At 57.6% G+C, this 23,948-nt stretch carries 18 protein-coding genes; all 18 read right to left on the bottom strand.

What is annotated here, in order from left to right; translation table 11 throughout:
* Positions 1 to 109: 109 nt before the first annotated feature.
* A complete protein-coding gene (locus P5205_06710; protein HSA10047.1) occupies positions 110 to 1,657 on the bottom strand; it encodes an O-antigen translocase in 1,548 nt (515 codons plus the stop codon).
* Between the two features lie 35 nt (positions 1,658 to 1,692).
* Positions 1,693 to 2,661 (bottom strand): glycosyltransferase, encoded by a 969-nt coding sequence (locus P5205_06705; GenBank protein HSA10046.1) that lies wholly within the window; start codon positions 2,659 to 2,661, stop codon positions 1,693 to 1,695.
* A gap of 190 nt (positions 2,662 to 2,851) precedes the next feature.
* Positions 2,852 to 4,198 (bottom strand): glycosyltransferase family 4 protein, encoded by a 1,347-nt coding sequence (locus P5205_06700; protein HSA10045.1) that lies wholly within the window; start codon positions 4,196 to 4,198, stop codon positions 2,852 to 2,854.
* A 520-nt stretch (positions 4,199 to 4,718) separates the two neighbouring features.
* Positions 4,719 to 5,552, bottom strand: coding sequence for a hypothetical protein (locus tag P5205_06695; GenBank protein ID HSA10044.1), 834 nt, complete (start codon positions 5,550 to 5,552; stop codon positions 4,719 to 4,721).
* Between the two features lie 287 nt (positions 5,553 to 5,839).
* The gene (locus P5205_06690; protein ID HSA10043.1) at positions 5,840 to 7,987 is read right to left on the bottom strand and encodes a hypothetical protein; all 2,148 of its coding nucleotides are present in this window, start codon (positions 7,985 to 7,987) and stop codon (positions 5,840 to 5,842) included.
* Between the two features lie 248 nt (positions 7,988 to 8,235).
* Complete coding sequence (locus P5205_06685; GenBank protein HSA10042.1) at positions 8,236 to 9,171, bottom strand: glycosyltransferase family 2 protein; 936 nt, start codon at positions 9,169 to 9,171, stop codon at positions 8,236 to 8,238.
* Positions 9,143 to 10,477, bottom strand: coding sequence for a hypothetical protein (locus P5205_06680; GenBank protein HSA10041.1), 1,335 nt, complete (start codon positions 10,475 to 10,477; stop codon positions 9,143 to 9,145). Before P5205_06680 ends, P5205_06685 begins: the two co-directional genes overlap by 29 nt.
* 113 nt (positions 10,478 to 10,590) lie before the next feature.
* Complete coding sequence (locus P5205_06675; GenBank protein ID HSA10040.1) at positions 10,591 to 11,541, bottom strand: class I SAM-dependent methyltransferase; 951 nt, start codon at positions 11,539 to 11,541, stop codon at positions 10,591 to 10,593.
* A 133-nt stretch (positions 11,542 to 11,674) separates the two neighbouring features.
* A complete protein-coding gene (locus P5205_06670; protein ID HSA10039.1) occupies positions 11,675 to 12,553 on the bottom strand; it encodes a glycosyltransferase family A protein in 879 nt (292 codons plus the stop codon).
* A gap of 22 nt (positions 12,554 to 12,575) precedes the next feature.
* Positions 12,576 to 13,676, bottom strand: coding sequence for a hypothetical protein (locus P5205_06665; GenBank protein ID HSA10038.1), 1,101 nt, complete (start codon positions 13,674 to 13,676; stop codon positions 12,576 to 12,578).
* Between the two features lie 62 nt (positions 13,677 to 13,738).
* Entirely contained in the window at positions 13,739 to 14,851 is a 1,113-nt protein-coding gene (wecB, locus tag P5205_06660; protein HSA10037.1) for a UDP-N-acetylglucosamine 2-epimerase (non-hydrolyzing), read from the bottom strand.
* 257 nt (positions 14,852 to 15,108) lie between these two features.
* A complete protein-coding gene (locus tag P5205_06655) occupies positions 15,109 to 16,140 on the bottom strand; it encodes a GNAT family N-acetyltransferase (GenBank protein HSA10036.1) in 1,032 nt (343 codons plus the stop codon).
* 229 nt (positions 16,141 to 16,369) lie between these two features.
* Positions 16,370 to 18,457 carry a DUF354 domain-containing protein gene (locus P5205_06650; protein ID HSA10035.1) on the bottom strand — a complete coding sequence of 696 codons (2,088 nt, stop codon included), beginning with the start codon at positions 18,455 to 18,457 and terminating at the stop codon, positions 16,370 to 16,372.
* Between the two features lie 279 nt (positions 18,458 to 18,736).
* Positions 18,737 to 20,947, bottom strand: a complete 2,211-nt coding sequence (locus tag P5205_06645; protein HSA10034.1) for a cellulose synthase operon protein YhjQ/BcsQ — start codon at positions 20,945 to 20,947, stop codon at positions 18,737 to 18,739.
* A 102-nt stretch (positions 20,948 to 21,049) separates the two neighbouring features.
* Positions 21,050 to 21,544 (bottom strand): acyltransferase, encoded by a 495-nt coding sequence (locus tag P5205_06640; protein ID HSA10033.1) that lies wholly within the window; start codon positions 21,542 to 21,544, stop codon positions 21,050 to 21,052.
* Positions 21,541 to 22,665, bottom strand: a complete 1,125-nt coding sequence (locus P5205_06635; protein HSA10032.1) for a Gfo/Idh/MocA family oxidoreductase — start codon at positions 22,663 to 22,665, stop codon at positions 21,541 to 21,543. Before P5205_06635 ends, P5205_06640 begins: the two co-directional genes overlap by 4 nt.
* Positions 22,662 to 23,396, bottom strand: coding sequence for a sugar transferase (locus P5205_06630; GenBank protein ID HSA10031.1), 735 nt, complete (start codon positions 23,394 to 23,396; stop codon positions 22,662 to 22,664). The genes P5205_06635 and P5205_06630 overlap by 4 nt, the downstream gene beginning before the upstream one ends.
* Positions 23,397 to 23,729: 333 nt before the next feature.
* A complete protein-coding gene (locus P5205_06625) occupies positions 23,730 to 23,921 on the bottom strand; it encodes a hypothetical protein (GenBank protein HSA10030.1) in 192 nt (63 codons plus the stop codon).
* Positions 23,922 to 23,948: the final 27 nt, after the last annotated feature.

The raw sequence follows: 23,948 nt of genomic DNA, 5'->3' as shown, positions 1-23,948 counted from the left end.
TTCCGAGGCTCGCTAAGAGGTAAGTAGCCTGTAATAGAGTTCTCCTCGTTTTTGCGTATTTTGCGCCTTTTCGCGGCTATTCCACCGTATCAGAATCAGCGCAGCGTCCTCAAATGATGCCCGAAGGCGCGATCCGCAACCACACGAGCAACTGCCGTATGGGACGCGGGATTCGATTCATAGGCATCAGGCGCACGAGTAGTCGAATCGAATACACGGCACTCGCCAACGTAGCCACCGATCCAACGGTGGTCGCAACCCAAAAAGGAAGCCAGTAGAAACTGCAGAATACTACTGTAATCACAGGAACAAATAACAACCCGATCCGCCGGTTGGCCGCGCACCATCGGAAGCCGCTGAGTCGGCGCACGATCACGTAGACAAATATCCCATAGCAAACATAGAGCCCGAAAAATGCTATCGTGGCGCCGGGCAACCCATAATAGCCAACGAACATGAAGGCTAGTCCAACGTGAATAACGGTGGCACCAACTTCGACCCAGAAGAAGATAGTCTGCAAGCCCTTTGCCAAAATGATGAATCCCATGGGCCAGGCGATGACACGCAGGGCCATCCCAAAACAGATCCACCTTAGGGGTTCCACTGCCGCGGCAAACCTGGAGCTATAGAACATTGCGATGACCAGCGGCGCAAAGGTCATAGTGGCGATCACCCCGGGCCCTGCCAACAACTGGCTGATTTCTGCTTGTTCGTTCACCAACCGATTGCATTCTGCGTTATCTCTGGCAACCGCCGTCAACCGGGGATAGAAATCGGCTACCATGGACTGTGTGATGAACGCCACATACATTCCGCCGAGGGCCCAGGCAGATTGATACAAGCCAGCGGCCTCAAAACCCACTTTTCGAAGAACGATGAGTCTAATCGCGTAAGCGGCACCCATGGTCAAAACGCCACTGGCCATGAATACGAAGCCGAGTTTCAACAGGGCGCTCGCCTCCTGTTTCACCTCATGCAACGTAACTCGCTGCGCCTGAATTTGCACCTTTCGGCTGTACCACCACGAAGTCAGAATCCCCATAGCTGCAATCGCCACGAGCGATGGCACGATGCCGTCTTCGCGAAAGAAATAGACCAGCGGAACGCTGATCATGACGCCGAAAAGGTTGCCCAGCACTCCCATCTTGGCAAGGTCCGAAATGCGTCGCATTCCTTGGATGAGCGCCCCTTGGCCGCCGGCTATGGCGCCAAAGAACACCGCCAGTGCAAGCACGGCTACCGCGGCGGTGTGTTGATCGCTTCCAAAAGTCAGCCTGGAAACCTCTCTGGAAGACACAATGAGCAAAAGCGCTCCCAGCACACCAAGCACAATCGCTGTTCGCCGCAGCACGGCCACGGTTCGCGCGATCCGCCCGGTCTCGCCGGAACCGACGGCCTCCGCAATCTGCCGCACCCCGCTGCTGTTGATACCCATGCCGGCAAGGCTATTCGTCAGGTCGAGAATCGAGCTGTATAACCCCATAAGTCCGACCCCGGCCGGCCCCAGGAACAAAGCCATCGCCTTTGTCCGAATAATCCCGATGCCGATGCCCACCACCGACGAACCGCCAATCAACGCCGAGGACTTCAGTATCTGGCCATAACTCTTCTTCCCTTCGTGTGCCGTTGGGTCCACCTGCGGTGGATGCTCGATCAAAGGAACTGCGGCCTGTGTGTTACAAGGATTCGACATTAGACCATCCCGCCCTGCGCTCGATAGGGGCCAATTCGGTACGGGAGAACGCGCTTGAGGTAGTGCGCCACCGGGCCAAGGCAGGCAGCACCAAGCAAGGCCCATCGCCGCAGTTCACCGGGATGCTTCCGCAAAAGCTTCCGCGCCTGGTTTCGTGTGGTCTCAAAGTTGCGAGCTGCAAATGCAGAGAGCGCCCATGACCACATCAGTTCATCCTCGGATGGCGCTCTGAGCTCAAGGATGGGAGCCGGGAGCGGACCTGGCCTTCTGCGCCGCGTCCACGCCTCTTCCAGCGCTTTGCGTGTCATCTGCCGTTGATACACTGCGCGGGCAAAAGTTAGACTCTTGGCATGAAGACGGTAGCACAAGAGGACTTGGGGAAGATTCGCCAAACGACCAACCTCCCCAAGACGCAACAGAAGATCGTAATCTTCTGCGGAGTCGTAGCCTGTCCGATATCCCCCGGCTTCAACCACCGCGCTCTTGCGCATCATCACGCTTGGATTGACGATCGCGCCACCCCGGCCAGCCATGTGATATTCGTCAATTTCTTCATGCTGCTCCGGCAAATGCCATTCATCAATGGCCAAGCCGTCTTCATCGATGCGCTTAACCTGTGTGCCGACGGCGCAACACTCGGGATGGCTGTCGAGGTAACTTAGCTGGCTGCAAAAGCGATTTGGCAGGGAAATGTCGTCCGAATCCATCATGGCAATCAACTCGCCCTGGGCCAGCCTAACACCTGTATTTCGCTGGTGAACGACACCGCGATGGTCACCATTCATGAGTACCACACGAGAGTCCTGCTCCGCAGCATGTCTGGCTATCTCCGCCGATCGGTCCACCGAACCATCCTCCAGAAGAAGTAGTTCGAAATCCCCAAAGGTCTGACGCAGTACACTGTCTATTGCCTTAACCAGATATGCTTCTGCGTTGAAGACCGGCATTATCACCGAAACACGCGGCATAGGCACTAAGTCTGTCGACTTGCGTTTCTGCTCGAGCTCAGAAGGGGCCGCGGCAGCGTATCAGTCCGATGCTCTTCACCCCACTTCTGAAACAAGTAGCATTCCTCGAGCCCTCGACGTTCATCCGACGGGTGACACTGGACGACTGTTTGTAACCTTCCCAACATTGACCATGCCACATTGCATGCCTTCAGCCACATACACACCTCCGGGAAACAGTCCCGTCCGCGCGGTGGCAAGGCAAACTACCTTGTGTCGTTGCTGCCTGAAGGAAAAGCGCATAATATTGCGACACCACCGACGAGTGGTCATATCGTTCTTGAAGCCGACGTCGTCCCGCTTCTCCGAGTCGGGCGCGAAGCGAGGCGTCCCCCGCCAGCTTAGCAAGCGCGTTGAGAAGGCGGTCCTCGTTCCCGTGTGGGACGAGGATTCCCGACACGCCGTCTTCCACAACCAACCGTTGGGCAGGGCCGTCACCGACAATAACCGGTTTCGCGTGAGACCAAGCTTCGAGGGTGGTGATGCCGAAGGACTCCTGGGCGGATGGCGAAGCGAACACGTCGCAATCAGCAAGGATCTGCGCCCGCTCCAGCTTGGTCAAATCGTCTGCAAACACCAGGCGTGAGCGGGCGTGTCGGGGTAGCGTTTCGGCGAGTCGTCGGAGCTCCACCGAGTACGGGGTGCGAGCGCCAGCGACGATCAACCATGCATCGCACCGGCGTTCAAGGAAGCTAGGCAACACGCGGATCATCGTGTCAATCCCCTTGTGCCCACCCTGCTGGCCAAGATAGGCGACGACAAACGCATCACGCGGAATTTCATGCGTGGCACGGAACACTCCCGGCTTTGCGGTAAAATCGCCAGATTCGATACCGTGCCCGATCACAAGCATTCTCTCTGGCGGCGCTCCCCGCTCGATCAACCACTCTCGCTCGTGGTCCGTGTGGGCGACGGTCGCGTAAGAACGCCCGATTAGCTTGATAAGGTGAGGTCGGTTGTAACCCCAGGCATTATTTGTGTGCACGGCGCCGACCAAGACCACAGGGGGGCGCAACCCCTTGCAGCGAAAAGGGTACGTCATGTGGTTAAGCGGGAATGACGCAGCGCAAAGAACATCGGCATCGAAGCTCCTCACCGCGTGCAGCATCTGGGGCGCGATCGGGCCGCCATACCAAGTGCGAAGTCGGTCATTGCCGGGGATTCTCAGGTGCCACGCAATGCGTTGCATCTGTTTCAGCAGCGCAGACCAACCCGTCACAACCGGGAACCGTCGAATCTTGACCCCGTTTTGCTCTTCGTCAACCTTGATCGGTACCGTTGGGAGAGACCCGTCATTGAAGTTTGCCACGGTGAACGCATTCGTGGTGAATACTGTTACATCGACATTATAGTCAGCGAAGAGCCGCTCACAGAGATCTCGCGTTGACACCTCAACCCCTCCTATCGCAGGCGGGTAGCCGTGGACAAGCTGGAGCAACCTAAGTCGCCGCGTGCTCCCCCTCCCAGTTCGTGCACCACTTCTTAATTGAGATTCCATGGAATACTCTCTATTCTCTCTATTTTCAATTCAAAATGCAAAATGCAACCATCGGAACGAAAGTAGATGCTAGACAGTCTATGCGCCCATAGGCCCGCGGCAGTCGGCAGCCCGGACGCAAGAGCAGTTCGGTGCTGCGTGACGGGCGAGTGCGGTCGACGTGGCAGCCTCACGCGCTCAACCAAACGCCCTGGAGTTGCGGATCAATGCCGGCGAGGCGTGGGAAGCCCTTCGCAACACATGAATTGTCTTGAGAAGGCCAATTCACGCAGTCATGGATCAATCATCCGCTGAAATTGGTACGGCAGCAGACTGTGAGGCGCCCTGCCCAAATTCCACTTCCGTGAGCGTCACCGTCGGCGATACTGCGGCAAATTTAGGTGCAAGCGGACCATCTTGATATAGCAAGACCTGGAACCGAAGGTCCGTCTGCCGCTTTAACCACTCTAGCAACCGCAGCAGAGCCAAGGGCGCTCCGGTTCGAGATGCGTCGGGAGACACAAATACTACCGGATGAGCGCTAGGTAGAGGTTGCTCTTTCAACAATGCCTCCTCTGACCATGTCCTCGTAGAGCGCTCTAGGGTCAGCCGCCCGCCTGGCGGGCTTATGCCGCTTCAGAAGTATATTCAGAGATCGAATGACGTTCCACTTAATCATCGGCCAACCGAAGTAGGTGATATCGATGCAAGGCGTAGGTACCGGTAATTTGGCCTTCCACTTGTTGCGAATCCACCAGCAATTCCGCCAGAACTGGTACGGCAGCAGGTTGTAACCGTTCGTGTTGTGAACACAGAAAGCGGATATAGCGTAGCATTTCATCCCCCGCCGCCGGGCCTCCAGACAAATATCGGTGCCGTACATGTGAAACCCCCTGAGTTGTTGATCAAAGCGAAGGCCGGAGGATTTGCGCAGGATCAACACGACCTCATCGAGCGACTCCACTTCCTGGCCACCCTCGAATGGGCCTCCGAGAATCCGCCTCCACCCACCGTCATAGACGAAGCCGGCGCGCTCGCCTGAAGGCCTGACGCCCCAGCATCCCAGAACACCCCAGTCCGGGTCGATCTTTGAGAGAATTCCCACCGCGTTCTGAGCGGTCCGAAGCCAGCCTTCCGGCAAGTAGACATCTTGATGCACAAACATCACAATGTTCGTTTTCGCCTTTTCGAGCGCGGCGTTGTAGGCCAGCGCAGCGCTGGGATACCCGGTCTGCAGAATCACATCTGCTGCCCGGCGAACATCAGGAGAACTCAACAGGCAACTATTGAGGACCTCTTCGTCGCTTACCGCCGAAATGATTGAACACTTCGAGCTTTCCTCTTCTGGGGGGGTGGTCCCGGTCGCTTCAGGCATGATGCGGAATTCGTAAGGCGAATTGTGTCGTTTGCTTAACCGCATACGTGGCACTCAGAGCGAAGTCTGATTGCAGATCACGAGGGTACCGCCCCTATCCTCGTTCTGAACAGAATTCCTTCGTCTCCTCGTTGCGGATGCCAACCGCCGCCGCGCATAGCCCAAGCACGACGCCGAGGAGGAAACCAAGCCCAAGGTCGGTCTGATCCAAGCAACTAACAGAAGTGAATGGAAAGCAACGGGCGAACAGGGCCGCGCCAACACACCATAGAATGCCCAAACGCTGACTATTGAGACGTCACAAGACGCAAATTTGATGGAGGCATCGGCCCCACATCTTTGACAATCGAAATGCGCTGCAATTGGGTATTCTTCTCGCGACCCCGAATGATGAGCTGATGGGTTCCCACCGTCAGGCTGAAGACCTTGTTTATAAACTGTGGCGCGTCCCAGGTTCCGTCCCCCTGCCAGGATACATAGGAGGTCTGGAATCCGCTGGTCACGGGAATGTGCCAACTCATGTAGGGGTCGGTGGGCTCCGCATCAATGTTAACGTAAAACGAATTCGCCGCATCACTCGGGGCGTTCACGACTGCTTGAACTAGATAGTTTCCAGCATTCGTAAGGCTAAAGGCGTAAAGAGCCCGCCCGCCATCCGACACGCCCGAATCTACAGATTGCGAAATGACTCCGCCGCTGCTCACAAACGGTGAACTGACCACTCCGGCGTCTGCCGCAAACGATGTGCCTGGCAATACAGCATAGGCTACGCCGCTAACCAACGCCACAGCACCGCCACCGCCAGTGAAAGTCACGTTGGCGCTGTAGGCGCCAGCCACCGAGGGTGCATAACGCACGGTTACGGTCTGACTCTGATTGGCCCCAAGACTGTAGGTTCCTCCGGAGAGAATCGAGAACGGAGCAGAGACAGTCGCAGTTCCGGACAGCGCCCCCCCCCCGACATTTTGAATTGTGAATGTCAGGTTGCTACTCGTCCCAAGTGCCAGAGAACCGAAGTTCCGAGCGCTGGGGGATACCGAAATGACTGCATTGGTGCTGGCGCTGCCGTACTCGAACGCCCCCCGCGTCCAAGTCGTGCGAGCATTCCCAAGAGCATCAACATTATACGGGCTGGCTAAACTGGTGCCCGCCGGGGTATTCGCCTTCAGCCGGTAGTCCATTCCAGCGCGATTGACGAAGGGGTCACCCGTTGCCGTGTACTTGTGCGTCCCTGAAGAACGCGAACATGAAAAAAAGGCATCGTAATCACCAGACCACGCCGAATTATACAGAACAGAAATGCAGTCGTATAAAAGGTTGTTCCCGCCGACATTGCCGCTGCCGGATGTTCTCCCGCAAATGGCGAAGCCTGCATCGTCGTTATCGCAATGGATAACCGTGTTGTTATAGAAGGTGGAGTTGTTTATGGAATAGCCACCGTTCGCCCCGATCACATAGGTGCAATGCGGAATATTGTCGAACACGTTGCCGTAACATAAAATCGGGCCAAGGCCTGAGCCATTGCCCGAGATCACTCCAGAAATACCATTGCCAACCATATCCTTAAAAACATTGTAGCGGATCGTCATATTGACGAGCGGCGCCCACATGGCGTTGATGACATTGCCATGACAACCGCTGTCCCCAAAGCTGCGCAGGATGATACTGTATTCAAGAACAGTGTTGTTCCAGGTGTTTACCCCGTTGCGAATTATCTCGCTGAAACCGTCGAACAGACAATACTGGATAGTTAGATCATTCTTGGTCGCCTGATTAACATCAACTTGGTAGATGCCAGTGGTGCAAGCGGGGCTGGTAAAAAACCGGCAGTGCGCGATGGTGATAAAACTGGCGGACCCCGTTAATTGGACTGGGTGGCTTCCAGGGATATAAAATCCATAGTGGCTTGTGTTGGTATCTGCCGGAACAACACGCGCACCGTCGCCCGTCACCCCATCAATCAGCCAGTAGCTTGAGCCTATGGTCAACCCGCCGATGCTGGCGGGAGTCGCGTAGGAGCTGCTCCAGCCCGTCGCGCTAACGTCAGTATAGTTTGATGCCGTCGCCTTCTTGATCGTAATGAGCGTTGACCCGCTTGCCGCCGTGCCAAGTGTCTTCGCAGCGTAAGTCCCGCCCACCAGATACCAAGTGTCGCCCCGTACGGGTGTGCTGCTCCAGGCCTTCAAGTTGTTCCAGTCCGCACCGCTGCCGCTGCCGGTGGGGGACGGGCCGACGCAATAGGTCGCTCCGAAAGCTGTGAAACCCAGGAACAAAACCAAAACAGAAATAAGGTTCCTCATTGGGCTGTTCGATTGAAGTCCTCGGCTTTTACCAAAATAATGGCTCATCTCAGAGGGGACGGGAGCACCGCTCATGCCAACAGAGCGCAAACTGGCTGACAACTGGGCCTTGCATTTCTCCGTCGATTCCTTCATTGCCGCAAATGGCCTCTCTGGCATGGCCACTCTCCCGCAGGTTCTCGAGATCGAATATGACGGGCAAACCAGATTCCAGAATCTGGACAGCCGCTGAACTAGGCTAGACACGATGTTGGCTATCGCTTCCATCCGAATTTCGATGTACTGTTTCGGTGACATGTAGCAAAGCTACACATTCTTCCGTCAGCCGGTTGCTGGAGATTTCCTAGGAAGCGCTGGGCTGAGCCTTATCCTTGGCACTTACTTCAAACGCCTCTCCCGGTCAAGAGCCAGCGCATGCAGACCGCGTGCTCCCTCAACTTGCCATTGCCTTGCCGCGCAGTTGATCCCCCCGCCTCCGCGAAGATGCGGGGCACCAATCGAAGGCCGTGGTGGGCGATAGCGAGCAGGCGGTATGCGCATTGGCCCACGAAGCCGTGGTGCTTCCTCCAATAGGCCAGGTTCGCCCGGAGCAGTTCGATGCTGTACCGGAGAGGCGCGTTTGAGGAACTGCCGCCTCCCGCGTGCGTGGCTGTGGCTTCAGGAACAAAAACGAGCTTCCATCCGCCATCCCAAAACCTCTTGCACCAGTCGACATCCTCCGCATAGAAGAAGAACCTCTCGTCTAGGTTTCCTACTGCATGGACAGCCTCACGCCGGGCCATCCAGAAACAGCCGCTGAGCACTTCCACTTCGGCCTGGTTTTCATGATTCCAATGGCGCATTTCCCGGCCGGAAAAAAGCGGCCACCGAAAGAGCACGTTGTCCAGCGCAAGCGCACGGCAGGTGGTGTTCCAAAGCGTTGGCAGACGCCGGCACGTGCGCTGCAAGCGGCCATCCTGTCCCAAAATCTTCGGCCCCACCAGTCCCACATCCTTACGACCCTTCAGGAAGGCAGCCAGCCGCTGAAGACAATCCTCGTGAACAACGACGTCCGAGTTGACCAGTGCCAGCAGTTCACCGGAGGCGTGCTTAAGCCCGAGATTGTTGGCGCGCGCGAAACCCAGATTCTCGCCCAAACGGATTAGGGTCGCTTCCGGAAACCGTTCCGCCACCATATCCGGCGAGCCGTCGGTGGAGGCGTTATCCACTACGATGACTTCCCGCACCAGCGAACCCCCGGTCTCACGGATCGAGGCCAGGCAATTCCGCAGGTGGTGGTAGGCATTCCAGCTAACGATGATAACAGAAAGATTGCTCATCGGCTGGAGGCGGTTCGCAAGCGTCGAGGACGCGCACGCTGGCGGGCGCTTGGGCTCTGACCGGTTCCACCACGTGAAGCGAACCAATGGCGGCCAGCAGGAAGTAGAGATACACAACAGTCTGATCAAAGTAACATATGGAGATAAAGGTTGTCGCATGAGCGAACAGGATGGCGCCCAGCGTCCAGATCAAGAACCGGCGCTCGAACGGCGCGTCCCTGTTCTGCCGCAGCGCCTTGCCGACAGCGGCAAAACCGGCTGCCAGCACCGCCATGAACAGCAGCATCAGCGGCAAGCCGCCCAGCACGCCCATGTGAAGGTAGTGGTTCGTGATGTCCGTATGGTTCGCGTTCCAGGCGACGCCGGTCGGCATCCAATGGCGCGTGTAATCCGTGCCGGCAAACCACCATTCTCCTAAATGATTGATGGACTGTTCGATCAAGTAGGCCCGGTGCCAGCCGGTGCTGCTGCCGGTAAGGTCAATGTGGGCCAACAAATAGTACACGGGCGCTTGCATCACAAGGCTCAGGGCAAAGACAAGTCCCACCGCCCCCCAGCGCACCGCCCGCATCTGGTCCCGCATCTGCCACAAGGCGAGACCGAAGAGAACCGTCAACGTGGTCATGATGGGCCCGCTGGAAGCGCTCGCGTAAACCATCGCCCCCGCCGCCGCCACGCCCACCAGCGCCAGCTTCCGGTCGCGCCCCCAGAAGACGCCCGCCAGGGGCAGGCAAACGGCGCCCACCGTGCCGGCGAGGATGGCGTGGCCAAAAGGGCCGTGCGCGCGGATTGTGCCATTGCGCACGTCCACTTCCAAGGGAATCCCCAGGACGGAGAAACAGTTGTATCCTTTCAGTTTCTCCCACAACATCAATATGGCCAGCGGCGCCAGAAGAAGGATCACTGCTTTGCAGACCTGCAGAAACTCGTCGAGGTTTCGCATGAAGACCCGGAACAGGAAGTAGATGATCACGTCATCAAAAACATTGCCGGCACGAAAGATCAGGCTGCTGGCAGGGTCCTTGTGGAAAAGGCCGCTGCACACCAGCCACCCCCCCCAGGCCACCATTAAGCGATCCATGGTCTGCCATCCGCCGGTTATGCGCTCCCCTTTCACCATCAGGCGGATCAGCCCCACCATCGCCACGATGCGGATGACGGTGAAGTCCAACCCGCCGATATCCAGCACCTGCCCTGGCGTCGTGTAGGTCGCCGCAATCAATATCGCCAACGGCGCCCAAGCCCTCGGCAGGGTGAGCACGTAGTACGCACAAATAACCGTTGCTGCAAAGCCAAGAACGGTCATGCTGTCGGTAGTAGCCTGTCTGACACGGTTCGAATATCAAGCAGACCCCAAGCAGTCTGAGTTCATAGGGCTTACCTGCTCCTCAACAACCTTTGGGCAGCGTCGACAGTCAATCACTCCGCCTTTGGAGTTGCAGGCCTTTTCTGAGCTTCTTTCTCTGCTCCCGGCTTCCGCCACAACACGTAAATTCTGTGCGTCAGCAATTCCTCCAGTGCATACTCGCTAAGTTCCCCCGCTGCCTGAAGCGCGCGCGCGTCGGATTCAGCGCCGGCTCGATTGGCAGGGGTCAAGGTCAGCACTGCTCCAGGCATCCAGGTGTCGAATAATCTCCGCCACTGCTCCAAACGCAGTTTGTTGAGGTAGGCACTGGTGTGGATCAGGTGCGCACACTCCGGTCGCAGGTGCAGCCAAAGGCCGACTTCCTTGGCGCGTTCCGTAAACACTCGCGGGTCGAGCGACCCGGTCTCGCTCGTGTAGAGGTGAAAGGAGATGTAAACCGTTCCGCCCGGCCGCAGAACCCGTTTAATCCCTTGGATGGCGGCGGCGGGATCCGAGAGATGGTGAAACACCGAAAGACAGTGGATGCAATCGAAGGATGCGTCTGCGAAGGTCAGGTTGCAGGCGTCCATCCGCTGGACGCGGACCTTGGGCAACGAGCAGACGCCCAGTTGGGCCATGAGTTCAGAACGATACTTGCGGTCAATTCCCAGCAGTTTGCGGGCAATGGATTTTGTGGTGCGTCGCAGTCCATTGAACCTGAACATCCGCAGGTACTGCAATGGGTTGACGCCGTTGGCAATCACATCAAAATCAATGCCTGTAACCCGGTTGTGCCGGCCGAAGTAATACATCTGCAACGGAAACTGGCCGGTCCCAATATCCAGCACGTCCCGGTCGTGGAGCTGAAAACCGAAATTTCCTTCCAGCAACCGCTCGACATTGCGCAGGTGATCCAAGGCATGTTTTACCTGGGCGGATGCCTGGCGGTTCTGCGTTTCGTACAAACTCCGCACTTCACGCAGGAAGCCCGCTAAACTGAGGCTCTGGGATGTGTAAGATGCCATGAGTTCGTTTGGCTTAGTCAACTGCAACAAGCAGCCAAACCACTGTGAAGTGAACGGGGCTAACTTCAATCTCCTGAGCCGTTTGCCTCAAAGCGGCCCGTCAATTATGGCACCGCCGCCGGCCGCCCCCTTACTAACCCCAGAGGCTCTTCCGCCCCAGCAAGCGTTTGATCTGTTGTTGACGGAAATACCGGATCAGAGCTCTGTCATCCACTTGCGGAATCCGTTTCACATATCCCTTCATGAACCCAAACCACAGCGCCGTGCTCCCGATCAGATATGGCTGCTCCACCAGACGCCGGATGCACTTCGAAAACATGAACAGCGGGTGGTAACCCGCGATATAATTGGCCAGGCCGTTCTTCACCATGTCGTTCCATTGACCGTAGGCCGCGCCGGCGGGACGATGATGAATCACGTTGATGCCTTCCAAGGTCCTGGTCACCCAGCCCAGCATGTTGGCCTTCACCTCATCCAACGTGTCCCAGCCCGGGGCGTGAATCAAACCGCCAATGGCCCGCCAGCATTCCGCACGGTAAATCTTGGTCGCGCCCCGCACGTGAAACCGGGGGTCAATCTTGGATTCCGCCTCGACCACGCCATTGCGCCGGTTGCAGATTAACCCGCCGCCGATGCCCAACCGCGGCTCAGCGTCAAAACGCGCAAAGCATTCCTCGAAATAATCCGGTTCGAAGGAAGTATCGCCATCGAGTTTCACGAGGTAATCCCACGGTTCACTTTCCAGCAATTGATAGCCGCTGTAGAAAGCATCAATCACTCCGCCACCCGCCTGGCGAAAGCCACGGTTGGCGCGATGCACAACGCGAATCCAATCATGCTGCTTCGCGGCTTTATCTGCAATGTTGCCGGTATCATCCGAACTGCCGTCGTTCACGATGACCCACCGGTACGGACGAATGGTTTGCTGCACCAGCGAATTCAGTGTCAGCGGCAGATACTTCGCCTCGTTGCGAACTGGAGAAATGATCACGTACTTGATCACGTATTTCATGGAGGGGCAGCACCTTTGCCGGTCAACTCGCGAGCGCCACCTGCCGCGCCGGACTCAGAACGACGGGTTTAAAATCTCCGAACGTCCCGAATCCGAAGCGGGACTTCTCTCCAGCCACGAATTCCAGGAACGGGCGCAGACTTCGCTCATTGTCGGCGGTGAAGAGTTTTGAATGACCGATCAATACAAACGGCAGGTCGCTGGAGAGCCAGGCATATCTGGCCTCGGCCCGTTTCAGCGCACCGACCAACTGCCGGCCTGTGCACTGGTTGAAATCAGCCTTCCAGGCATGATTCCGGGTCAACCATGAAAGGCTTCGCACCACTCTCGCAGCTCTTGAATTTCCCTTAGAGGGCACGCTGTATCCACCGGAAGCATCGGCAACTCGGTGGGCGCGGGATTGCAGGGCGCGGTAAATCCGGTTGCGGGTCAGGAAGGCGCCAATCCAACGGCTCTCACAATAGATGGGAAACTCGACCAGTTGCCCGGCCTCGTCTTTGCGGCAAACGTCATTCTCATCCACCGGCCACGGGACCAGGTCGCTGTGTGCGTTCGCGTAATCGAAGCTGACAATGCCCTCGCGGCGGCCATATTTGAAAACCGAGGTCTCGATCTGAATGTCGTTTTGGAGCAGCGCGCGAACCACATTTCGGGAAGGGCTGACCGCCCAGTTGGCCGCACGAAATGCATGGCATTTGTAGGCGGCCGAAACTGGTCGCAACAAATCCTCCAGGTATCGTTTCCCCGTGCGAATCAGTTCGTTCATCCGTTCGAACGGCAGGCCCGCAAAATTATACTCCGACCAATCCTGCACCCAACGACCCTCTGCATTCCGCGCGTTACAGTAGGAGGCGTGGAGGTGGAGTTGCACGTCGTGGCCTCGCCGGACGGCATTGCGCAGTTGGTTGGCTATGGCTCCATAGTAGTAAGCGTCGCGGCCGGTGTTCTGTTTGTATTCTCTGAATTTCAGAATCTCCGCCACATCAGCCATGATGGTGAGTTTGGCCCCGTAACGCTCGAATTGATCCATCAGGCGCGCGCTGGGTTCCACCATCAGGGCTGCGGGGTCCCCTTCCCCATTGCCATGAATCTCATAGTCCAGCGTAAAAATGGCCCTCAGCATTGTCTTGTTCTGGCTTGTTGGTTCGGGTAAGGAGACTCGGGTTCCCCTTGTGGGGAAAATCTTCACGACCTGGACACGAGGGCGCTCACGATACGGCTTGCCGCCCGGCCGTCCCACAGCGGGGGGATCTGGCCAAACCTCGATTCGCGATGGAGTACCTCGTCAATGTCCGCCGACAGGCGCTCCAGCCTCGTGAGCTTGTTGCTGCCCAGCGTGACGGTGATCGGTCGCTCGGTATTCTGGCGAAGCGTGAGGCAGGGAGTCCGGAAATAGGTGCTTTCCTCTTGCAAGCCCCCGGAGTCGGTGAGCACCAGACGCGAGTTGTCCGTGAGACACAATGAGTCGAGGTAGCCGATGGGTTCCAGAATCTTGAGACTCGGCTGATCGTCGAGCGCGATGCCGAACTGCCCGCACGTCTTTCGCGTCCGTGGATGAATCGGAAGCACCACCGGCATCTGGCGGGCCAAGCGTTTCAGTTCGTTCATGATCGTCATCAGCGAAGCTTGGTGGTCCACATTCGAGGGGCGATGCAGGGTTGCATAAACAAAGCCTTTTCGTTTCAGCCCCAGCCGCGGAAGTAGGCCGTTGGCCCGGACCTTCTCCAGGTTGGCCACCAGGGTGTCAATCATCACGTTCCCAACCAGTTCGATCTTGGAATCGTGAATACCCTCCCGCTTCAAGTTTTCATCCGCATCAGGGGAAGGTGTCAGCAGCAGGTCGGCCAGTGAATCAGTGACTATGCGGTTAATCTCCTCGGGCATGCTCCGATCGAAACTTCGCAAGCCTGCCTCCACATGAGCGACGCGAATTCCCATTTTCGAGCAAACCAACGTACAGGCCATCGTCGAGTTCACGTCGCCGACCACCACGACCCAGTCCGGTTTCTCCTGCTCGCACACCTTCTCGAATCCGGTCATGATCCTGCCAGTCTGCGCGGCGTGGGAGCCCGAACCCACGCCTAGATTGATGTCCGGCGGGCGAATGCCCAGTTCACGGAAAAACACCTCAGACATGGCTTCGTCGTAGTGCTGCCCGGTGTGAACCAGTCGCGCGGCAATTCTCTTGCCGCCGTTTCCGTCGCGCAAATTGTGCTCCTCCATTGCTTTCATAAGCGGGGCGACCTTCATGAAATTGGGGCGGGCGCCTGCGACAACTAATATCTCGATGGTTTCCATTCTTGTGCTGGTTGCTTTAGTTGTCCGATCTTGCGCGCGATTAATAGAACCAAGGGAGTCAAACTGGACCTAGCGCCGCAGACCCCGCGCGTATTCCGGGTGGCTCACGGCGGGCAACAGCTTGAAACTGCTCTCCCGTGGCATGGGAGAGCATCAGTGCACTCGCATTACCGCAAGGGAGCAAGGTCAGGAGCACGCTCTGAGAAAGAGCACGCGGTTGACCGCGCGTGGGCCCGCGAGGCGGATCCTCTTCAGACTCACGCCGCATATTTATAGAAATACTGACCCAACGCTCGGCAAACCCAAGGAGGTGACCCCCGAAGCACCGGTTGGAGGCAACGATACAAACGACCTGAGGACTCTTTGGGAGGCCTGATGCTCACAACAGAATAGGAGAGAGGTTCTTCCACCGTCCCCCAGCCATTCTTGAACTCCCGCAGGTTCTGGTCGTCCTCGTCGGTGCGCCCCATATCAAAAGCGCTGAATCCCTGATTGCAGCCCCACTGGATCGCTTCCCAGTACAGGAGGTTGTTCGGTCTTAAAGTCCAAAACTCCGGATCGGAGGCCGCATACTTGGCCGCCACTGTCTTGCCGAAACAGAGGAAAACAAGACCAGCAATCGGCGTTGCGTCCTTGTAAGCCAGGAGCGTGTAGCCGAGCCCTTTTGCGATGACCTTTGTCTGCAACAGCCGAAACAGGAGCTTCGGCTGGACGGGCACACCGAGACGGTGATGCGTCTTAACGAACAGTTGATAGAATATCTCCAAGTCTGCCGAGGTGTTGCCAAACCTGACGGTCACACCGCGCTTCGACGCCTGCCGGATCTTCTGCCCTACTCGACTCGGGCTAAACGTTTTGAAAACAAATTGTGCATCGCTGCAAAGAGGCAAAGCATGGTGGACAAATCTCCCCCTAGCGTGCACCCGTTTGTGTTCGGGGCATGGGCCACGCACCTCCGCGCTCGCCAACTCACCTCCCTGGCACAAGTCAGATAAGTGTTCAATCAGTAGACCGGCCGCCTGAGAATCCTGGTGCAAAACCGGACAAGCGTCGGTAAAAGGCAATGAAACCCATCGCTTTTTGCCCCCCCAATGGGCCACTTCCAGGACAGGCACGCCAGCACGCACCGTGTTTCCATCCGTAACAGCCGCCAGCACGAACGGACGAAAGCCGTAGCACTCCGCGATGAGTGAGCTCCATGCAGGCGTGTGATAAGGGGACGTGCCAGGGTTCTGGTCAATAAAGGCCAGCCACTCAGGAGCGTCAACACTCAGATAGGCTATTCTCATAGAACTGGGCTCTAGCTCGTCACAACGGAACTCCGAGTTAGGGGTCGCTGCAAGGACGCCAAACATGCACCTTCAGTCTCGAACAACCACTCCGGGGAAGGCATTTGCACCGTAAGAGGCTATTTACCACAACACGGGGCTATGAACCAAATCCTCATGTCGGTACCAGCCAAACACCCGAAGGAGTGATGCGGATCATTTATTCCTGCTGGATTCAGATGGTCAGTTATCATCTCTGCCTGCTGTCATTGCCCGCGCCCTCGATCCGGACGATGTCCTCAATGTGAGCCACGATGTCCTCTAACGCCTGCCTTGGGCGGCTGTCGGGTCCTCGGCTCTTATCCCGCGGCTGCAAGGAAATCCGAGTGCGGACCTCCCCGGCGCTCCGAATCATGATCAGCCTGCCATCCTGCTCAAGCTTGCGATCCACGGCGCCAGTCTTGCCTCGGAAAATGCTGTAAACTGGTATACCCAACGCCACAGCCTCGCGATTCATGGTACCACCGCCACTGACGACCAAGTCCGAAAACCATAGCAGATTCATCCCGTCAACCGCGCGACCCGGCACAACCGTTTTGCCTTCTGCGAACCAGTCCGGATGCGCGGCGCGAAGGTGTTGTTCCTGGCTCCGATTACGGGGCAGGAGTACGACCCGCGCCTTTTCCGTCCTGCAAATTCGCGCCATGAACTCGTTGAGCAGGACTTCGCTTTCCGGATTGTGATAATGCGCTTCGGTTGCGGGCGGTCGCACGGTGACTACAAGTTTGGCCCCCCGCAAGCCCAGTTCGTCCAACAGTGCTTCATCCGGCTTGAAATTCGGCGCATACACGTCCTCCTTGATGCCGCGATACTGACGCACGCGTTCAGGCGCACCACCAGACTCCTCCACCGAGATGGCGTCCGGGACGATGACCCAGCGCGGTGGCAGAAAAGGCACCATGCTTGAACACTCATAATCGTCCATGTGGACGGTGGGTATTCCAAGCACCCGGCCAAGCAATTCCTCCGACCGCGATCCGTGCGAGAGCAGTAGTTGCGGACGTTCCCGCAAACAGTGGGGCGCCAACTGGGCGGACCTCCAGAACAGACCCAGAACCTTCATTATCCGATTCTTACCGTAATGACGGCCTATTGTCCGACAAGACAGACCTTTCCGCTCCGCCAGTTCACGAACTTGGAACGCGTCACGGGCCGTCACCGTCACTTTGTGGCCTCGACGCTCTAGCTCACGAATTATCGGGATGAACAGGGGCACATGCGGCGTGTTGTCGAGATCAATCCAGATTTTGACTCGCGGGGTACCGTTCAGGGCGGTTTTCGCCGACACAGCCACATGCTGTGGGTTCGATTTTGAGATCATATCGGGGGATTTTGCTGGCCGTGTCGGGCGCCTTGGTTTGAACCGGGCACAATAGTCTGCCACCTCGCGCGGGAGCACGTGCCAATATTTGCCCTCATACTCGGTCCGGACGTATTCGAGCAGCTCCTCGTAGAAAACTGAGGGAAACTCAAAAGACGACCCGCCGGAATGATCAAACTGGATGTAGTCAGGGTGGACATTCACCAGCGCCATCCCCCCGTGTTCGGCCACCCAGTCGAGTTTCCGCTTCCAGAGCGCAATGGTTTTCTCCTGCAGGAACAGAAACAAGGTCGAGTCCTGTGCCAGCGTATACGGCAACTCCACGTAGCCGCCTTTCCCGTTTTCTTGGTCCACCCAGAAGGGGAAGATGGTGCCCATGCCGTCGGGTTGCGGTTCGAAGGGATCCGCGTCGAAGGTCGAGAGGTCGTAGCGAATGTTCAACTGATGCTGCCACTTGAGATTGTGAAACATGAATCCGGCGCGGAATCCGACCGAGCCCCATTCTCTTAAATACTCATTGATGCGGGCCGATTGCGCGGTGAAATGCTCATAATCGCGGAACAATGACCCGTCATGATGCAAATCGTGGACCCCCACTTCAAACCCGCGGCGCACGACCGCTTCGCGAAACGCTCGGTCCACACGGTACTCCCCCTCAGGAATAAAATTGAACGACGACCGGAAACCGTGTCTGGCCTCCAGGTCCATCAATTGCCAGCAGCGATCCAGACCTTTCTGTCCTTCGACGTCGTGGGTCAAAACGAAGGCGAACTGTCGGCCCTCCGGCCAGCCCGGCCAGTTAGTCGGTATCAGTTCGCTCCCGGGCAGGATTGGCCAGAAGTTTGAAATGCGGGAGCGCTTTCTCCGTGCATCAATTCGCCGAATCGTGTAGCGAAATCGCCTTGGCAGCAAGGGCTTCAGTGCGTAGTAGAATCGATGTAACAGCTTTTCTGACATGGTGACCCTCAAAGAAGATCACGATTATTCGTCAAAAGGGGGCAGTATTTCATGCGTGCAGGCAGGTGGCGGCATGTAAGGACACTGGCCGGCAAGGCTCGGCACCCTGGCATCGAAGGGCGGACTTCGTCCCCGTCAATTCGCACCTGGTGCGAAAGACTGGCGGACGCTTGTGCTTTTCATGCACGTCTAGTTGTCTCGGTTGCTCCACACCGAAAGGAATGGAGCGAACGCAAATCTGCTGGCGAGCCGAGCGGCGCGCCGACACCGCCAGCCGGCTCACCCTTCCTGTGAAAGGGCCGTCGGCATGTGGGAGCGGTGTTTGTTGAGGACCGCGGCCACATTCGCCCGCGCCTCCCGCATCAGCGCGCTCGCCCGGGCCGCTGAGTGCTGGCTGGTCTTCTCGGATTCAAGCACCAACAATGCCAAATCCATGTAACTCGCTAACCGCGGTGTTGCGCTGGTTTGCGTCACGGGGGGCATGTCGAAGATTATGTAATCGTAGTCGCTCGCCTTGAGCCTTGGCATCAGTTGATTGAATCGGTTCGGCAGTACTCTTACTAACTTGTCGTTGCTCCCGTTGTTAAGTGAGGCAACATACAGGTTATCCTCGACCTGTGCCCCGCTGCGATTCTCCGGCTCGAGTGCATCCGATATGCCGCAACCCGGTTTGCCCTTGTGAAAGGAATGAGCGACTCCCTGGTCCACATTCATGTCCACCAAAAGCACGTTCCCATCCCCGGTCTTGGAAAGCGCCGCTGCCAGTCCGCTCGCCAGGGTTGAGACGCCCGCGCCACCAGCACATCCCGTCACCGCAACCAACTTCGGCTTCTTGAGATTCAGGTTGTGCACCTCAAAATAGCTGACGATCCGCTCCCGCAGACCCTCCGTATAGCTCCGCAATTGATGTGCTGGGTCCCATGGCACCACAGAGGTTCCAGTGTGGCCGTCCCCATTGCCGCCGAGTCCGTGTGCCGCGGCGCTCTTGCCGCGCCTCAACCCAGTTAGCCAGCGCGGCATCCGGAGCCACCCGGCACAGGCAGTGTCCGGTATGCTCAGAAGCACTGGTAGACGAAGGTAGCGCTCGATGTCCGAAGCACGTTTGATGCTTCGGTCGAGAAATAGGTCAATCAGGAACGCCAGCCCCAAACCCATGCCAATGCAGCCGGCAAGAACCATGCCCACCAGTTTCATCATCTTCTTGGTGTCTAGTCCGGGCGGCGTCGGGCTTTCCACCTCGCTCATATTGACCACCTTGTCGGCGACCAGGGATTCGTCTCTCTGTTGCTGCTCAAGCCGGGCCGTAACCAGCTCGTAAGTCTTCTGGTGCTCGGATTTGACTCGCTCCAATTCGGCAATCTTGGGCTCCAAGTCCAGGACCTGTGTGGCCTGCTCTTGAAGGTTGCTCAGGATAATGCCCAGCGCCGCCTTCCTCGCCACCAGCACATCCGTGCTGACGGTATTGGTGCTGCCGTGCGCCGCAGTTAGGAGTAAGTGCGCCAGGGTGGGATACTGCTGTTCCAAGTCAGCCTTTTGGCGCGTGAGCTTCTGGATCCGCTCGCGGACGTTCTGGACGAGCGGATAAGCTTCCTTATACTGCAGCAGCAATTCGCTCTCCTGCCGTTTCAACTCTTCCAGCTTGGAGGTGGCAAAGCTATAATTGCTCAACGCGTCGGGCGGCACAGCGCCTGCCACACCGTTGGTAACCGCCAAGGCGCCGAGGCCCCGCTCGCCCACCATCGCATTGCGTTCGATTAGTTCCCGCTCTGTATCAAGTAGTTCATCCTGAACCTTGCCGATCTGAGCCTGGTAGGACTTCTTCATTTCGTCCGGGAACAGGATTTTGGCCTGCATCTTCAGATCTTTAAGCTGCTCCTCCGTCTGGGTGAGCTTGGCCCCCAGTTCCTCGCGCTGCTGCAGCAAGTAACTGTCCGGCATCAAACGCACGTCCCGATGCTTGCGCATATAGGCCTCAAGCACAGCTTGCAGGACGGGTTGGACGATGTCGCCGTCTGGATGTTTGAACGAGATGGTGAGAATGGAACTTCTCGGCGGGGCGACTTCGATCCCGGATGCAATCACCCCCGCCGCCGCCATACGGTCTGTGCCGCCGCCCTTCTTGGCCAGAATCTTCGCTGGGCCGATCTTGTCAGCGACGATCTGTGCGACATCCAGACTGGTTATGATCTCGGTTTCGGCGTTAATGATGCTCTGCGCGCCATACTCGATGGATTGCGCATGTGGGCTGTCTGGAGTCATAGTCGTCATGTCCCGCGTGTTAAGGACATAATGCACCATTAGCTTGGCTTTGGAGACATACGGTGGTGGCCGCACGAAGCGAACAGCCACCGCGCCCGCCACCCCCAGGCAGACAAACGCCAGAATAAGCCACTTATGCCGGAATACGGTAAAGACGGCGTCATCCACGTTGAAACCACCTGGCGCCGCACTTTGCCCGTTAGCTCCGTTAGAGGGATTGGCAGGGTTCATAGGAACGCCACCTCACGAAGCGACTTCTCCCCTGGCGCGTTCATCAGCGGCTCGCGTCCTCCGCGCAGGTCATGGAAGGGAACTTGCATAGTGGTCATAGCATCAACCAGTGCCGGCGACGCGAAGCAGCCGCGCCGGGTTGCCGGCAACGATCGCGCCCTCCGGCACATCTTTCGTCACCACGCTGCCGGCGCCGACCGTGGCCCGCTCACCAATAACCACCCCGCACAGAATCGTCGCGCCGGAGCCGATAGAAGCCCCTCTCTTGATCGTCGTCGGAATACACGCCCAGTCCGCCTCGGTCTGCGAACTGCCATCCGCATTCGTGGACCTGGGGTAACGATCGTTGATGAAAGTGACGCCGTGACCGATGAAAACCTCATCCTCCAAGGTCACTCCCTCGCATAGAAAGCTGTGGCTTGAAATCTTGCACCGGTTGCCGACTCGAACCCCCTTCTGTATTTCCACGAATGCGCCAATCTTCACGTCATCGCCAATCTCACACCCGTATAGGTTGGTGAAAGCGTATACCTTGACCCGTTGGCCAAGTTTCACATCCGGGGCAATGCGCTGAAAGAGTTGTTCGCTGCTGCTCATGCGGCCACTACGTTTCTGCCGGTGACTGGCACGACGCTGCCGTGGTGTCCGTTGCCATTGCCATTGCCATTGCCATTGCTCCACTGCGTTACGCTGCCGAGGGACACCGAGGCACCTTGCTGCCGCAGCGATTCACCGGCTGCCTCCAGAATGCGCACGACTTCGAGGCCCAGCCGGCCATTGGCGATGGGTGTGCATTTCTCGCGAATGCACTCCAGGAAATGCTGGCACTCCAGCTTCAACGGCTCATCCTGCTTGATGTAGGGCACGTAGGCGTCGCCATAGTGGTACGAGTAGTTGAATTCGGCGAACGTGTCGTAATGGGGCGGCACCTCCACCCGCGCATCGTATATCTTAAGCTTCTCCAGCGGCTCCATGTCGTCATACACAATCATGCGCTGCGAGCCCACCACGGTCATCTGGCGAACTTTCTTCGGATCCAGCCAGCTGTTATGGATGAAAGCGCAGCGATTCCGACCGAAGCTCAGATACATCATCGTCACATCCTCGATGCCGCGCGTCACATGACTGCTGCCCTGGCAGGAGACGCTGATGGGGCGCTCATCCAATAGGTGGAGCAGAATCGAGATATCGTGCGGCGCAAGGTCCCAAGCCACGTTGATGTCCTTCTGGAAAAGGCCCAGATTCAGCCGGCACGCCGCGATGTACTGCACTTCGCCGATATCACCAGCATCAACGATTTGCTTCATGCGCCGCACCGCCGGCGAAAACAGGAAAGTGTGTCCCACCATCACCACCAGATCCTCGCGTTCGGCCAGCGTGACCATTTCTTGAGCTTCCGCTTCTGTCCGCGCCATCGGCTTCTCAATGAATACATGCTTGCCAACGCTCAGAGCCGCCATGGCCATCTCGTAATGGAAGCGCACCGGAGTTGCAATGACCACCGCGTCGAGATCCCCGTCATTCAGCAGATCCTCAAAAGAACGTGTGGTTGCCACCTCGGGATACAGCCGCCGCATGTGGTTCAGACGTTGCTCGCTCGTGTCGCAAATGAGCTTGAGCTGGCAGTCCGGGGATTGCCGTAAGTTGCGGATCAGGTTCGGCCCCCAATAACCGCACCCCACCACACCAACCTTGATTGCTTCCTTCATTGTCTTCATATGCGATATAACTGAGCGGATTTTGTGTCGTCCACCGCTGGCTTGCTTGCCTGCGTGCGCTTCGGCGCACGAGATTCCAGGCACTGTCGCCAAATGGCGGGTAAAGTCTTTAATATAATCTCCAGGTCGAGCCAGAGGCTCATACGTTCCGAATACTCGATGTCGAGCTGGATCATCTGATTGAACGTCGTCCGGTTCTTCCCGCTGACCTGCCAGAGTCCGGTCAGGCCCGGAACAGCATCAAAGCGCCGTCGCTGCCAAGGCTGGTAATGTTTGTATTCGTACGTGATACAGGGCCGCGGCCCCACCAGGCTCATCTCGCCGCGCACCACGTTCAGGAGCTGGGGAAGTTCATCGAGCCCGGTGGCGCGCAGCAGAGCGCCCAGCGGAACGAGTCGGGGATCGTTACTCTCGTCCAGCTTCGTCATCGGAGCTTCAGTGCCCACCAACTCCTCGAAGTGCTCTTGATGCACCTGCGTGACCGCATCCACCTGCATCGTGCGAAACTTGAACATGGCAAACTCACGCCCTTTGTAGCCCACGCGCGGCTGGCGGAATAACACCGGCCCTCGCGACCCGCACGCCACAGCTAGCGCCACCGCGCCGCCCAGTATCAGCAAACCGGGCGACAGTGCTAGTATTACCGCCAGGTCAAGCACCCGCTTCCAGAGCGGAAGCCCCGTCACCTTCCGGTCCGGCGCGCCGCCATGCCTGTTGCTTCGTCTGTCCATATTCTGCTCTGCAAAACCAGCCCATACCTTTGGGCCCACAATCACACGCCACTATCATCCGTCAGGGGCAAAAAACAGCAACTCCAGTCATTACGGAAAGCCTGTCGGTAAAGCTACGGACGACGACTTTGCTGTTCTTGTTGCGTCGATACCCCACCCTGCCCTGCCCGTGGCGCGTTCCCTCTTTACGCGCTCTCGTTCGGCACAATTGGAATTGACGTGAATTCTCTGCAGCGAAGGATGCAAAGAGCCATCTTCGTCAGATTGGCTCTGGGAATTCCCTGCCCATCGCAGACCGCTGGTTAGGTCGGAGCCGCTAGCCCGTGATCAGCGCTATGCCGCCTGGCAGTTGGCAGGCGTTACGGATTGAGGAGTTGGGACGGTCGTTCTGATCTGCTCCGCCAGGATATCGCATCCGGGCGCCACTTTCTCATCTGGGCACGGAACCGGACGCGCGGCAGCGCCGAGCAGCGCCAGGCAGAACGCCATGGAGAGGCAGCCCCAGGTAACAAGCAAGATTGCCATGTCCTAAATTGTAGCATTCAGCGTGCC

This window comes from Candidatus Paceibacterota bacterium (assembly GCA_035452965.1).
Lineage (GTDB): Bacteria > Verrucomicrobiota > Verrucomicrobiia > Limisphaerales > UBA8199 > UBA8199.
The sequence above is the reverse complement of the archived record's forward strand: the minus strand, read 5'-3'. Positions and strand labels throughout refer to the sequence as shown.